This window comes from Paenibacillus rigui, from assembly GCF_002234615.1.
In the GTDB taxonomy this organism is placed as follows: Bacteria; Bacillota; Bacilli; order Paenibacillales; family NBRC-103111; genus Paenibacillus_S; species Paenibacillus_S rigui.
On sequence record NZ_NMQW01000027.1, the window covers coordinates 100,706 to 113,876 of the forward strand.

A 13,171-nucleotide genomic window follows, 5' to 3' on the forward strand; every position below is an offset into this window, starting at 1 on the left:
ATGGCAAACCGAATTCTAATTGTAGACGACGCAGCATTTATGAGAATGATGATCCGCGATATTTTATCCAAAAACGGGTATGAGGTTGTTGGCGAAGCCAACGACGGAGCTCAGGCTATCGAGAAATTCAAAGAATTGAAGCCTGATTTGACTACAATGGATATTACCATGCCAGAAATGGACGGAATTGCAGCATTGAAAGAAATTAAAAAGATTGATCCGAATGCGAAAGTAATTATGTGTTCCGCGATGGGGCAGCAAGCGATGGTTATCGATGCCATTCAAGCCGGAGCTAAAGATTTTATCGTCAAACCGTTCCAAGCGGATCGTGTTATCGAAGCCATTAAGAAAACAATGGGCTAATTGGTTTGGGGTGAGTCTAACAAACACTGGAAGGAATGTGAACTTTGAAAAGACTCGCAACCAAGCTTGGTTCACTTGTTGTAATGGGTATGGTCCAAATTGCCGGTTTCTCACTAGTTTGTTACGGGGAACCCGGCGCTCCCTTGGAGCGCGGAGGGCAACAATCACCTGATTTTACTTATGCCAACACAAGCTCGGCTGATACGTTCTGGATGATTGTGAAGGTTATCTTTTTCCTCCTTCTTATTATCGGATTATTTTTCTTAATAATTAAGCTGCTTTCGCAAAAAAACAAAATATTGTTAGGTCGATCCTTACGTTCTCTTGGCGGCTTACCTCTTGGACAAAACAAATCGATTCAAGTGGTGGAAATAGGTCGATCGCTTTATATTGTTGGTGTTGGGGAAAATGTGCAGTTGTTGGACAAAATCGATGATGAAGAAGAAATAGCCTATATAACTGAATTGTTAAATTCGAATCATTCGTTTAACGGAGCGGGTTTTGAATCCGTTAGCGGTTGGCTGAAGCAGCTTGTAAAGAAAAAGGATGTAAGTGAAGAAGCAGACATAACAGATTCATTTCAGCAAGTGTTCCAGCATAAAATGCAGCATTTGTCCGATCGCAAAAAACTGATGGATGAGCTGCAGTCAGAACAGAATAACACAGATCGGTTGAATGATAAGCCATGAAATGGAAAGCATTTGCGTTTACAATCCTAACTTTTGGGCTCATTACAGCCCTATGGTCTACACAGGTTTATGCGGCAGATCCAATCCCGGGCATCAATATCGATATTGGCGGCTCCGGTGGAACTGCGGGGGCTTCCAATACGATTAATATCATTTTGCTGCTTACGATTCTGAGCATAGCACCGGCAATTCTAGTGCTTATGACCAGCTTTACAAGAATTATCATTGTGCTTGGCTTCGTCCGGACCTCCTTGGGTACGCAGCAAATGCCGCCGAACCAAGTACTAGTCGGACTGGCCTTGTTTCTCACCTTTTTCATTATGGCACCGACATTGGGGGATATAAACCAGAATGCATTGCAGCCTTATCTGAAGGGTGAAATGACCCAAACGGTCGCACTTGATAAAGCGTCGGTAACCATAAAGCAGTTTATGTTTCAGCATACAAGACAAAAAGACCTGAAGCTGTTTCTCGACTATTCCAAAGCGGCTCCGCCAAGTGGGGTAGAGGATACACCTTTGACGGCATTAGTACCGGCCTATGCAATCAGCGAGTTGAAAACCGCTTTTCAAATGGGCTTCATGATATTTATTCCGTTCCTGGTCATAGATATGGTCGTATCAAGTACGCTTATGGCCATGGGGATGATGATGCTGCCGCCGGTCATGATCTCGTTACCTTTTAAAATTTTACTATTTATACTTGTGGATGGGTGGTATCTAGTAGTGAGATCCTTGCTGCTAAGCTATAACACTTGAGCCATACTCAAGCCATGCAGGAGGAGAATAGATCGTGAGTTCAGAGTTTGTCATTCGTTTAGCGGGTGAGGCTGTGTATACGGTCTTGAAAGCCAGTGCTCCCATGCTGATTCTTGCTTTGGTCGTCGGCTTAGCCATCAGTATTTTCCAAGCTACGACTCAAATTCAAGAGCAGACCTTAGCCTTTGTACCCAAGATTGTGGTTGTTTTGTTGGCCATCCTCATCTTTGGGCCCTGGATTTTAACGACGTTAGTGGATTTTACGTATAACTTGCTTAATAACCTTTATAAATTTATCGGCTAGGCTGTGAGTCAATGGATTGGTTAACCCAATTTCTTCCTGGTTTTATGCTTTACTTTTGTCGTATTGCCTCGTTTTTTGTCGTGGCCCCAGTGTTCTCGGCAAGGAACGTCCCGGCGCATTTTAAAATAGGGATCGCGTTTTTTGTAACATTAATGTCCTTTACGATCGTCGGGAATTCTTCACCTATTCCGTTGGATTCACTTTATTTATTGTCTGTTTTTCGTGAAATCCTGGTTGGGGTATTGTTGGGCTTTGTAGCGTACTTGTTCTTTACGGCAATTCAAATCGCCGGTTCCTTCATTGATATCCAAATGGGCTTCGGGATTGCGAACGTGATTGATCCCATGACAGGGGCTTCCAGTCCGGTGATGGGTAACCTAAAGTACATTATTGCTACATTGTTGTTCTTGTCATTAAATGGTCATCACTTGCTGCTTAAGGCCATTATGGAGAGTTATGAATGGATTCCGCTTTCCAACGATTTATTTACGAAGCTTTATTCGGGGCAAATGGCTGAATTCATGCTGAAAACATTTTCTACTGTTTTTTCGCTAAGCTTCCAAATATCAGCACCGTTTATAGCTGCATTTTTTTTGACGGACGTTGGGCTGGGATTGTTGGCGAGGGTTGCACCGCAATTCAATATTTTTGTTATAGGAATGCCGTTGAAAGTATTAGTTGGCTTTATGCTTCTTATTCTGTTGTTTCCAGGCTATCAATTTATTTTCAAAGATTTATTTACAAGCATGCTGGATTCCATGCAAAAGTTTATCGGTTTGTTTACAGGTTGATCGGGAGGACTCCATGTGGCGCGTTTTCGTTTAAAACTGGATTTGCAAATGTTCTCAGGAGAAAAGACGGAACCGGCAAGCCCCAAGAAGCGGCAGGAATCCAGGCAAAAAGGGCAAGTAGCCAAAAGCATGGAGCTGCCTGCTGCGTTCATCTTGTTCTTCACGTTCTTGTCCTTTATGATTTTCGGAAGCTATATGAAGGAACACTTGATGCAGCTGTTTCGATCGGTTTTCTACGATTACTTGCTATGGGATCTCACCATTGAGAATGTAACGGTGCTGCTTAAGACGCTGTTTGCTCAAAGCTTGCTGCTGATGGTGCCCATATTTCTGGTGACAGTAGTTATAGCGATTTTTAGTAATTATTTGCAAATCGGGTTTCTTTTTACCGGGGATCCGTTATTGATGAAATTTAGCAAGATCAATCCGATCGAGGGAGCAAAAAAAATATTTTCGATGCGGACCTTGGTGGATTTCTTTAAGTCAGTTCTGAAAATGTCTTTAATTGGCTATGTCGTATACGCCTCCTTATGGGGAGAAAAGAGCCACCTTTTGGACTTGGCGAGCTTGCCGCTCGAAAACGTATTTCTGTTTACAGCATCAACAACCTTAAAACTGGGAATCAAAATCGGTCTTATTCTCATCGTGCTTGCTATTTTTGATTACATGTATCAGAAGTATGAGTTTGAGAAAAGCATTAAGATGTCCAAGCAGGACATTAAGGATGAGTACAAGAAAACGGAGGGAGATCCTTTAATCAAAGGGAAAATACGTGAGAAGCAGCGCCGCATGGCCCTTCAGCGTATGATGCAGGAAGTTCCCAAGGCCGATGTGATCATAACGAACCCGACTCATTTTGCGGTTGCGATCCGTTACGATTCGAAAAACATGCAGGCTCCGACGGTGATTGCCAAGGGAACAGACTATATTGCCCTGAAAATCAGACAGATAGCGAAGGATCACCAAATCATTACGATGGAAAATAAGCCTTTGGCCCGCGCACTTTACGCCCAGGTTGAAATTGGTGAAGCTATACCTGCGGACATGTTCCAAGCGGTTGCCGAAGTATTAGCATATGTATACAAAGTCAAGGGCAAGGCCAATTAATTGAGGGAGGAGGACATCTGCAATGAGAATAAAAGATTTAGTCGTCTTGATCGGTATTATCGGTATTGTGTTGATGATGGTTGTCCCTGTTCCAATATGGTTGTTGGATGTCCTGTTAATTATTAATATCTCTATCGCACTGATGATCATTTTGGTAGGTATGAATACGCAGGACGCGCTGGAATTTTCTATCTTCCCATCTTTATTGTTGATTACAACGTTATTCCGTCTGGCATTGAACGTTTCGACAACTCGAAATATTCTTGCAAATGCGGAAGCCGGTAATGTGGTCAAAACCTTTGGTTCCTTCGTTGCCCAGGGGAATATCGTAGTGGGCTTCGTCGTATTTATCATCTTGGTGTTGGTTCAGTTTATAGTCATTACCAAAGGTTCTGAGCGCGTTGCCGAGGTTGCGGCCCGATTTACATTGGATGCAATGCCAGGTAAGCAAATGAGTATCGATGCAGACTTAAACGCAGGTCTTATCAATGAACAGCAGGCGAAAGAGCGTCGTGAGAAAATCTCCAAAGAAGCGGATTTTTACGGAGCGATGGACGGGGCCAGTAAATTCGTAAAAGGGGATGCTATCGCAGGTATTATCATCCTGATCATTAACATCCTGGGCGGACTCATCATTGGAATGACGATGAAAGGGATGTCGATCTCCGAAGCAGGCCAAATTTACTCCATCCTTACGATTGGAGACGGGCTGGTTAGCCAAATTCCGGCACTGCTTATTTCTACCGCTGCCGGCTTAATCGTAACTCGAGCTTCCTCGGAAGGTAATCTTGCTCATGATTTGACAAGCCAGATTTTATCTTATCCCAAACTGCTTTATATCGTAGCTGGAACGATTACAGTCTTAGGTATTTTTACACCGATTCATTTGGCAACAACGCTTCCCATTGCAGCGGTGCTAGCCTTTGCGGCCAGGAAGATGCAGCAGAACCTGGTACGGAAACAAGCCCAAGTGGATCTATTGGAGGAAGAACAGCAGATTGAAGAGGTACGTAGTCCGGAGAGCGTGATCAGCCTGCTGCAGGTGGATCCGATCGAATTCGAATTTGGCTACGGATTGATCCCATTGGCAGATACGCAGCAGGGAGGCGATTTGCTGGATCGGATTATATTGATTCGCAGACAATGCGCGTTGGAGCTTGGCCTGGTTGTACCGGTTATTCGCATTCGGGATAATATTCAGCTAAAGCCTAATGAGTATGTCATCAAAATTAAAGGGAATATGGTCGCACGAGGAGAGCTTTTATTGAATCATTACCTGGCCATGAGTCCCGGTATTGAGGACGACTCCATTACTGGAATCGATACGCTGGAGCCTGCGTTCGGGCTGCCAGCCTTGTGGATTGACGAAGCGGTGAAAGAAAGAGCGGAGCTATCCGGATATACTGTTGTCGATCCGCCATCGGTTGTTGCAACACATTTGACGGAAGTCATCAAAAGACATGCTCACGAGTTGTTGGGTCGTCAGGAGACACGGTCCCTTATCGAGAATGTCAAAGAAAGCTATCCTGCGCTTGTGGATGATTTAATCCCGAATGTCTTGACGATCGGTGATGTTCAGAAAGTGCTTGTGAAGCTGCTTCGAGAGAAAATTTCGATCCGCGATCTTGTGACGATCCTTGAGTCGCTAGCAGATTATGGGACGTACACCAAAGATCCGGAGATATTGACTGAATATGTGAGACAAGCCCTGTCACGTCAAATTACACAGCAGTTTGCTTCGACAGGAGATTCTCTTAAAGTTATTACCGTGGGGCCGATGCTGGAGAAGAAAATTGCGGAATCGGTTCAGCAATCCGATCAGGGAAGCTACCTGGCACTGGACCCTTCATCCACTCAAATGATTTACCAGCGCTTGTCGGATCAGGTAACAAAGCTCATTCAGTCGGGACAACAGCCTGTCGTGCTGACTTCACCTACGATTCGGATGTATCTTCGTCAGCTGTTGGAACGTACCATGCAGGATATTCCTGTACTTTCTTACAGTGAACTCGAACCCAACGTTGAAATTCAGAGCATGGGGGTCGTTAATCTATGAGGGTCAAACGCTATGTAGTTGAAACGATGCCGGATGCTTTGCAAAAAATACGGGCGGATCTTGGAAAAGACGCCGTTATTCTCAATACGAAGGAAATCCGCTCAGGCGGGTTTCTCGGAATGTTTTCCAAAAAAAGAATTGAAGTGATTGCGGCTACGGATGCTTCGGCAGTGCCGAATGCAAAGCCGGCGGGCGGCTTGCCCAAAACGGCCCCGATTATTAGACCGAACTCAACATCCGCATCCACCAATTCACATGGGACAGCCGGTGTGTACAACAGACCGTCCCCGGTCAGCGCGAATCCGGTTTTTGAAGAAAAAGCGCAGCTTGCTTTTCCGGAAGTCCCCGATGTGATTGTAGAAAAGCCGGTGCATCAATTGCATGTGTCAGCTGCCGAGAAGCAGCCTGTCATCCAGCAAGCTCCAATGGAACCGACAAGGGACGATGTGGTGCTGGAAGAGTTAAAGCAGATGAAATCTTATATGCAAAAGCTATCTGTACAATCCATGCAGCAAATTCCTCTAGATCCCATTCTGGAGCAGCTAAAGCAACGGCTGACCGATCAGGAGCTGGATCCACAGCTTGTAGAGGAAATCATGAATAAGCTACTGGAGGAAACGGAAGGTGGCGCAGTAAGTGAAGAGCAGGCTTGGGCTTCTGCCAAACAGCAATTGCTGCAATATTTTCCTGAAAGCTATGCCAAAGGAATTGCGACTGACACCAAGGTTGTTCATTTTGTCGGTCCGACAGGTGTCGGGAAAACGACAACGATCGCTAAGCTTGCTGCAGAGCAGGTGCTAAAATACCATCGTAAAGTAGGCTTCATTACGTCGGATACGTATCGTATTGCAGCAGTAGAGCAGCTTAAGACGTATGCAACCATCCTGAATGTTCCATTGGAGGTTGTATTCTCGCCACAGGATTTGCCGAAGGCTTTTGATCAATTGAAGGATCGCGATATTATTTTTATGGATACGGCCGGACGTAATTTCAGGAATGAAATGTACGTATCTGAGTTGAACGCATTGCTGCAGTCCAGCGGCAACAGCGAAACCTTCTTGGTCTTAAGCTTGACGACGAAATATAAAGACATGAAAGCCATTGCGGATAATTTCCAGAAATTCAAGCTGGATAAAGTCTTATTTACCAAAATGGATGAGACGGAATCCTTCGGTCCGATTGTGAATTTGGTCCATGAGTTCAAACTACAGCTTTCTTACGTGACGAATGGACAAAGTGTTCCAGATGACATTTTCGAGCTGTCGGAACAGGACATTGTTGAGCTTTTGTTGGGGGATTAATACCATGAGTGATCAGGCACAAGGACTCCGCAATTTGATCCTCAACCGGAAGCAAAATCAACATGTGTTGCCAACCGGGGAACCCATCGCGCAAAAAACGCGTTCCACAAGGATTTTAACCGTAACTAGCGGCAAGGGCGGAGTGGGGAAGTCAAATTTTACCCTGAACTTCGCTTTAACATTACAAAAACGAGGCTACAAAGTGCTTGTGTTTGATGCAGATATCGGTTTGGCCAACATTGATGTGTTGATGGGGATTACGGCCAAATACAATCTGTATCATTTATTAAAAAAGGAAAAGACGATTTGGGAAATTATCCAAAAAGGGCCTTATGATCTTCAGTTTATTGCAGGAGGATCGGGGTTTCATGATTTACTCCGATTGACGGAGTCACAATTAGAGGATTTTGCCGAGCAGGTTCAATTGTTGAATGGAACAGTAGATTACATTATTTTCGACACAGGTGCGGGGTTGTCCAAAGAAACCTTGAAATTCATTCTGGCTGCCGAAGAAACCATTGTGGTCACGACACCCGAGCCCACCTCGATTACAGATGCTTATGCGATTATAAAAATGGTAAATTCCTTGAATGAGCCGGTGCGGTTCCAGTTGGTTGTCAACAGGGTTACCGACTCCAAAGAAGGCAAGCAAACTGCAGACAAAATCAGCATGGTGGCGAAACGATTTCTAAGATTGGATATACCCACTCTGGGCTATGTGGCTGACGATACTCATGTTTCAAAAGCGGTAAAGAAGCAAGTACCGTTTACGGTTGAATTTCCGAACTGCGCAGCCGCCAAATCGATAGCAGGTCTTGTGGATCAATTCATTGCAGGACATAGCTCAGTCGCACAATCGGTGTCACCTGTTGAAGGCTTTATGAGCCGTATGATCCGTTTGCTTAAATCGTAAGCATCCTCGAACCATCATCACAGACAGCCAGGAGAGGAGCGATTCTTTGAAACCTTACGACGTGTTAGTTGTAGACGATTCCATTTTTATGAGAAAAATCATTTCTGATTTCATTTCTGAAGACCCTGCATTCCGCGTAGCAGCTACGGCAAAAAACGGAAAAGAAGCGGTCGAGATGGTTAAGAAGTTCAACCCGCAAGCGGTCACCATGGATATTGAAATGCCTGAAATGAACGGTTTGGATGCACTCAAGGCGATCATGAAGGAGCACCCGACTCCGGTTATTATGCTCAGCAGCTTAACACAGGATGGTGCCCGCGAAACCATTATTGCCCTTGAAAGAGGAGCTGTTGACTTTGTTGGTAAGCCTTCCGGATCGATTTCGTTAGATCTTCATAAAGTAAAGTCCATGCTTTTGGAAAAGCTGCATATGGCCGTAAAAACGAATGTAGCGAAGTATGCTTTTCGGCCATCCGCAGTACCGCCACAGCCTAAGGAAAAGCCGGTTCAAAGATTTAACAGCACATTATTCACAAAGCCGGTGGAGCTTGAAAAATCAGACAAACCTATTTTCGAGCCTTCATCATCAAATCAAATCCAGCAGTTGATTGCGATCGGAACCTCGACAGGGGGACCGCGGGCACTGCATCAGGTTATGTCCGGCATGCCGCCTAATCTTCCAGCTCCCGTAGTGATTGTTCAGCATATGCCGCCCAATTTCACCAAGTCGCTTGCTCAACGGTTGAATTCGGTTTCTGCGCTTCATGTTGTAGAGGCGGAGGACGGGATGACGCTTCAGAACGGGACGGCCTACATTGCACCAGGCGGTTATCATATGATGGTAGCTCGTAATGGTCCGGGAATGTATCGTATTTATTTGAGCAAGGATGAACCTAGAGGCGGGCATAGGCCATCGGTGGATATGCTGTTTGAATCGCTGCTGCCTCTCAAGGAGCTCAAGCGTCACATTGTTCTGATGACAGGAATGGGCGCGGATGGAGCTAAAGGCATGTTGGCTTTGAAGCAGGCGGGGGCCGTCACAACGATTGCGGAATCGGAAGAAACCTGTATCGTATACGGGATGCCGAGAGCGGCGGTTGAACTGAATTGTGTTACGGATATTTTGCCGCAGCAGAACATTGCCATGAGGCTGGCTCAAGCACTGAAATAGAACTTGCCGGCGGCACGGAGTATAGACTTGAATGACAATGACGGGGGTGTGTAGTTGTGGAACTAAATCAATATTTATCGATGTTTATTGATGAATCCAGAGAACATCTGCAGGCAATGAACGATAATTTGTTAGCATTGGAAAGTAGCCCAGAGGATGTAAGCATTGTACATAACATTTTCCGTTCGGCCCATACGTTGAAAGGGATGTCGGCAACGATGGGGTTTGAGGATTTGGCTTCGTTGACGCACGAGATGGAAAACGTACTGGATCTGGTCAGGAATCATAAATTAAAGATGGATTCCTTTATTTTTGACTGGATCTTTAAGAGCTTGGACGCTTTAGAGGCAATGGTTGAAGATATTATCCAAGGTGGTACGGGGAAATTAGACGTTACGGCCATTGTAGCGGCGCTGAAGTCTATTGTCAGCGGCGATTACTTGAAGAATGGAGCGGGCGCAGCCGAAACTGCAGCGGCAGTTCAAGCATCGAGCCAGGGTGCTTTACTGGATGAGTTTCAATTATCTATCATTCAGCAATCGATTGAAGCAGGGATGATGGTTTGTCTGATTGATGTATCCATCCGTGAAGATTGTGTTCTTAAAGCAGCGCGTGCTTACATGGTATTCAATGTGTTGGAGCAGCTTGGCGAAGTGATTAAATCGACTCCATCCGTTGAAGATATTGAGCAGGAACGGTTCGATCAGTCCTTCTCCGTATTCTTCGTATCCTCTACGGACAAAGACAATCTGGAAAAGCAAGTTTCCAGCGTCTCTGAAATTGATAAAGCCATCGTGACTTTATTGGATCAGGCAAAATTGGATGAGCTGATGAAACCCCCGATCATTCAAGCGCAGCAAGAAGTGGCGGCAGCAGCTGTCGCTGAATCGCCTTCAGATACGGGCCGGCCGGCTGCAGCTGAGCCTAAGAAACCGGCGGCTGCCGGCAACGCACCCGTTTCGAACCGTACGATTCGTGTCGATATTGAACGTCTCGATACACTAATGAACTTGTTTAGCGAGCTGCTTATTGACAGAGTACGCTTGGAGCAGCTGGCGAGTGAGGTTAAGCGTAGCGACTTGACGGAAACGGTTGAGCACATGACTCGGGTCAGCAGTGATTTGCAGAACATCGTCCTCAAGCTGCGGATGGTTCCGATCGATACGGTATTTAACCGATTCCCTCGGATGATCCGGGACGTTGCGAAGACGCTGGATAAGAAAGTCGATCTCGTGATTACAGGGGCCGAAACAGAGCTGGATCGTACAGTCATTGATGAGATCGGGGATCCGTTAGTGCATCTGCTTCGGAACTCGGTTGACCACGGGATCGAACCGATAAGCGACCGGATCGCAGCAGGTAAATCCGAGACGGGTACGATTAATCTTCGCGCTTACCATAGCGGCAACCATGTATTTATCGAGATTGAAGATGATGGCCGAGGCATTAACCGTGACAAGGTCATGAAAATAGCGATAAAAAATGGGGTTATCACGCAGGACCAGGCAGCCAAAATGACCGACGAAGAAGTATATTTCCTCTTGTTTGCCTCAGGCTTCAGTACGGCGGATAAGATTTCGGATATTTCGGGTCGCGGCGTAGGGCTTGATGTGGTTAAGACGAAGATCGAAAGTCTTGGTGGTACGGTTCAAGTCGACTCCAAATGGGGAAGAGGCTCCAAGTTTTCAGTACAGCTGCCATTGACGCTTTCTATCATTTCGGCAATGCTTATTCGTTTGAGCAATGAAAAATATGCAATTCCTTTGTCCTCTATCGTGGAAACATCTGCAATCAAATCGGATCAGATTCGCATGGTACATGGCAATCGGATGGTCAGCTACCGCAACAGTGTCATCCCGTTGGTGTCTTTAGGCCAATTGTTTGATGTACCGAATACGGTTGAAGCTGCTGACGGCGAGACCCAGATTGTCGTGATACGTAAAGGCGAGAAGCTGGCTGCACTCATCGTTGACGAGTTTATTGGCCAGCAGGAAATCGTATTAAAAACATTGGGCAAATACTTAACGAATTTGTTTGCCGTGTCCGGCGCTACCATTTTGGGTGATGGACAAGTCGCCTTAATAATCGATACGAACGCTCTGATTAAGTAAGATCCACAATTCAAAGGAGGCACGTACATATGGGAGAAGAAATCAAGGTTATCGTATTTGCTTTGGCGCACGAGGAATATGGCGTTGAGGTAGAAAGAGTTCGTACGATTGAGCGCATGCAGCCAATGACGAGGGTTCCGAAAACACCTGAGTTTGTTAAAGGTGTCATTAATCTCCGTGGAGTCGTTACACCGGTTATTGATCTGCGCGGCCGTTTCGGCTTTGCAGAAAGCGAATATACGGACAACACCCGTATTATCATTGTTGCAGTAAAAGATATTGAAGTGGGTCTTATTGTGGATTCCGCGAATGATGTAATCGATGTGGATACCGACTGCATCGACGATCCGCCGGAAATCGTTGGAGGCATCAAAGCCAAATATTTGCGCGGCATTGCCAAAATATCGGAGGAACGGCTTCTTATCCTCCTGAACTTGGAAGAGGTTTTGAATAAAAGTGAAATTATTCAACTAGAAAGTCTAGAGGAGTAGTCCCGTGGATGCCTTTCATCAATTCGCCGATTTTCAAATGGATGTACTTAAGGAAGTAGGCAATATCGGTGCGGGTCATGCGGCTACGGCTTTATCCAAGCTGTTGGACAAACCTGTTGACATGCTCGTACCCAAGGTTAGAGTGGTGGGGTTTGAAGAAATTGCAGACAGCGTCGGCGGGGCTGAGCAGGTGGTAATAGCCATTTTCCTGCGGGTAGAGGGTGAAACCCCTGGGAATCTGTTCTTTATTTTAACGCTGGAATCGGCGAAAAAGCTGCTTCGTAATATGGTTGGCATCGAAGTGGTCGATGACGAGCATTACTCCGATATGGAGATTTCCGCTTTGAACGAAATCGGCAATATTTTGGCAGGCTCGTACCTGTCCTCCTTAGCGGATTTTACACAGCTTTATATGTCGCCCACCGTACCTTCACTTGCCATGGATATGGCGGGTGCCATTTTAAGCTATGGACTCCTTCAATTCGGTCAAATGGGAGATCATGCGCTGCTTATCGATACGAAATTTCTGGATGGGACGGAAGAGGTCGAAGGTCACTTCTTCCTCATTCCGGATCCGGAATCCTTTGATAAAATTTTCGTTGCACTCGGTGTGGGTAACCCATGATTCAGGACCATTACATTAAAGTAGGCATGGCAGACCTGAACGTTACTCACTTGACCGGAGTGCTGAAGACTACAGGATTAGGATCATGCGTAGGACTTACATTATATGATTCCAAAGCCAAGGTTGCGGGGATGGCGCATGTTATGCTCCCTACATCGGAAATCGCCCGGGAAGGCAATTTGAATTTGGCTAAATATGCGGATACGGCAATTCCCGAATTGCTGCGCAAGATGCAAGCGCTGGGAGCTGTTATCAGCCGGATGGAAGCTAAAATGGCGGGAGGCGCACAAATGTTCGCCTTCGCGGGGAATTCGGATACGATGCGAATCGGTCCCAGAAATGTAGAGTCATGCAAAGAGATGTTGGACCAATACTCAATTCCATTACGTGCTGAGGATACAGGCGGCAGTTATGGAAGAACCATTGAATTTGATTGCGATAACGGCGTTCTTCTAATTCGAAGCGTTCAGCAGGGAGTGAAGGAACTGTAG

General features: G+C 45.8%; 14 protein-coding genes. All 14 read left to right on the plus strand.

Going from position 1 to position 13,171, the window contains the following annotated elements; all coding sequences use genetic code 11:
• From CF651_RS19440 to CF651_RS19505, 14 genes are read left to right on the plus strand one after another with little or no spacing between them, the layout of a single operon-like run.
• Positions 1 to 363 carry a response regulator gene (locus CF651_RS19440; protein WP_094016534.1) on the plus strand — a complete coding sequence of 121 codons (363 nt, stop codon included), beginning with the start codon at positions 1 to 3 and terminating at the stop codon, positions 361 to 363.
• A 44-nt stretch (positions 364 to 407) separates the two neighbouring features.
• Positions 408 to 1,052 carry a flagellar biosynthetic protein FliO gene (locus CF651_RS19445; RefSeq protein ID WP_245856045.1) on the plus strand — a complete coding sequence of 215 codons (645 nt, stop codon included), beginning with the start codon at positions 408 to 410 and terminating at the stop codon, positions 1,050 to 1,052.
• Positions 1,049 to 1,810, plus strand: a complete 762-nt coding sequence (gene fliP / locus CF651_RS19450; RefSeq protein WP_094016535.1) for a flagellar type III secretion system pore protein FliP — start codon at positions 1,049 to 1,051, stop codon at positions 1,808 to 1,810. The genes CF651_RS19445 and fliP overlap by 4 nt, the downstream gene beginning before the upstream one ends.
• Positions 1,811 to 1,844: 34 nt before the next feature.
• Positions 1,845 to 2,114 carry a flagellar biosynthesis protein FliQ gene (gene fliQ / locus CF651_RS19455; RefSeq protein ID WP_094016536.1) on the plus strand — a complete coding sequence of 90 codons (270 nt, stop codon included), beginning with the start codon at positions 1,845 to 1,847 and terminating at the stop codon, positions 2,112 to 2,114.
• 11 nt (positions 2,115 to 2,125) lie between these two features.
• Positions 2,126 to 2,905, plus strand: coding sequence for a flagellar biosynthetic protein FliR (fliR, locus tag CF651_RS19460; protein ID WP_094016537.1), 780 nt, complete (start codon positions 2,126 to 2,128; stop codon positions 2,903 to 2,905).
• A 48-nt stretch (positions 2,906 to 2,953) separates the two neighbouring features.
• The gene (gene flhB / locus CF651_RS19465) at positions 2,954 to 4,012 is read left to right on the plus strand and encodes a flagellar biosynthesis protein FlhB (RefSeq protein ID WP_179232895.1); all 1,059 of its coding nucleotides are present in this window, start codon (positions 2,954 to 2,956) and stop codon (positions 4,010 to 4,012) included.
• A 22-nt stretch (positions 4,013 to 4,034) separates the two neighbouring features.
• Positions 4,035 to 6,068, plus strand: a complete 2,034-nt coding sequence (flhA, locus tag CF651_RS19470; RefSeq protein WP_094016539.1) for a flagellar biosynthesis protein FlhA — start codon at positions 4,035 to 4,037, stop codon at positions 6,066 to 6,068.
• A complete protein-coding gene (gene flhF, locus CF651_RS19475; protein WP_094016540.1) occupies positions 6,065 to 7,369 on the plus strand; it encodes a flagellar biosynthesis GTPase FlhF in 1,305 nt (434 codons plus the stop codon). The genes flhA and flhF overlap by 4 nt, the downstream gene beginning before the upstream one ends.
• 4 nt (positions 7,370 to 7,373) lie before the next feature.
• Positions 7,374 to 8,282, plus strand: a complete 909-nt coding sequence (locus CF651_RS19480; RefSeq protein WP_094016541.1) for a MinD/ParA family protein — start codon at positions 7,374 to 7,376, stop codon at positions 8,280 to 8,282.
• 46 nt (positions 8,283 to 8,328) lie between these two features.
• The gene (locus tag CF651_RS19485) at positions 8,329 to 9,453 is read left to right on the plus strand and encodes a protein-glutamate methylesterase/protein-glutamine glutaminase (RefSeq protein ID WP_094016542.1); all 1,125 of its coding nucleotides are present in this window, start codon (positions 8,329 to 8,331) and stop codon (positions 9,451 to 9,453) included.
• Between the two features lie 56 nt (positions 9,454 to 9,509).
• Positions 9,510 to 11,564 (plus strand): chemotaxis protein CheA, encoded by a 2,055-nt coding sequence (locus CF651_RS19490; protein WP_094016543.1) that lies wholly within the window; start codon positions 9,510 to 9,512, stop codon positions 11,562 to 11,564.
• A 29-nt stretch (positions 11,565 to 11,593) separates the two neighbouring features.
• Positions 11,594 to 12,055: a chemotaxis protein CheW gene (locus tag CF651_RS19495; RefSeq protein WP_094016544.1), complete on the plus strand. Its 462-nt coding sequence runs from the start codon at positions 11,594 to 11,596 to the stop codon at positions 12,053 to 12,055.
• Between the two features lie 4 nt (positions 12,056 to 12,059).
• Positions 12,060 to 12,680: a chemotaxis protein CheC gene (locus tag CF651_RS19500; RefSeq protein ID WP_094016545.1), complete on the plus strand. Its 621-nt coding sequence runs from the start codon at positions 12,060 to 12,062 to the stop codon at positions 12,678 to 12,680.
• Positions 12,677 to 13,171, plus strand: a complete 495-nt coding sequence (locus CF651_RS19505; protein ID WP_094016546.1) for a chemotaxis protein CheD — start codon at positions 12,677 to 12,679, stop codon at positions 13,169 to 13,171. The genes CF651_RS19500 and CF651_RS19505 overlap by 4 nt, the downstream gene beginning before the upstream one ends.

Excerpts from the sequence above, each read along its gene's own strand:
- CF651_RS19440 (WP_094016534.1), top strand. The coding sequence starts at position 1 with ATGGCAAACCGAATTCTAATTGTAGACGACGCAGCATTTATGAGAATG.
- fliP (WP_094016535.1), top strand. The coding sequence starts at position 1,049 with ATGAAATGGAAAGCATTTGCGTTTACAATCCTAACTTTTGGGCTCATT.
- fliR (WP_094016537.1), top strand. The coding sequence starts at position 2,126 with ATGGATTGGTTAACCCAATTTCTTCCTGGTTTTATGCTTTACTTTTGT.
- flhB (WP_179232895.1), top strand. The coding sequence starts at position 2,954 with ATGTTCTCAGGAGAAAAGACGGAACCGGCAAGCCCCAAGAAGCGGCAG.
- flhA (WP_094016539.1), top strand. The coding sequence starts at position 4,035 with ATGAGAATAAAAGATTTAGTCGTCTTGATCGGTATTATCGGTATTGTG.
- flhF (WP_094016540.1), top strand. The coding sequence starts at position 6,065 with ATGAGGGTCAAACGCTATGTAGTTGAAACGATGCCGGATGCTTTGCAA.
- CF651_RS19480 (WP_094016541.1), top strand. The coding sequence starts at position 7,374 with ATGAGTGATCAGGCACAAGGACTCCGCAATTTGATCCTCAACCGGAAG.
- CF651_RS19495 (WP_094016544.1), top strand. The coding sequence starts at position 11,594 with ATGGGAGAAGAAATCAAGGTTATCGTATTTGCTTTGGCGCACGAGGAA.
- CF651_RS19505 (WP_094016546.1), top strand. The coding sequence starts at position 12,677 with ATGATTCAGGACCATTACATTAAAGTAGGCATGGCAGACCTGAACGTT.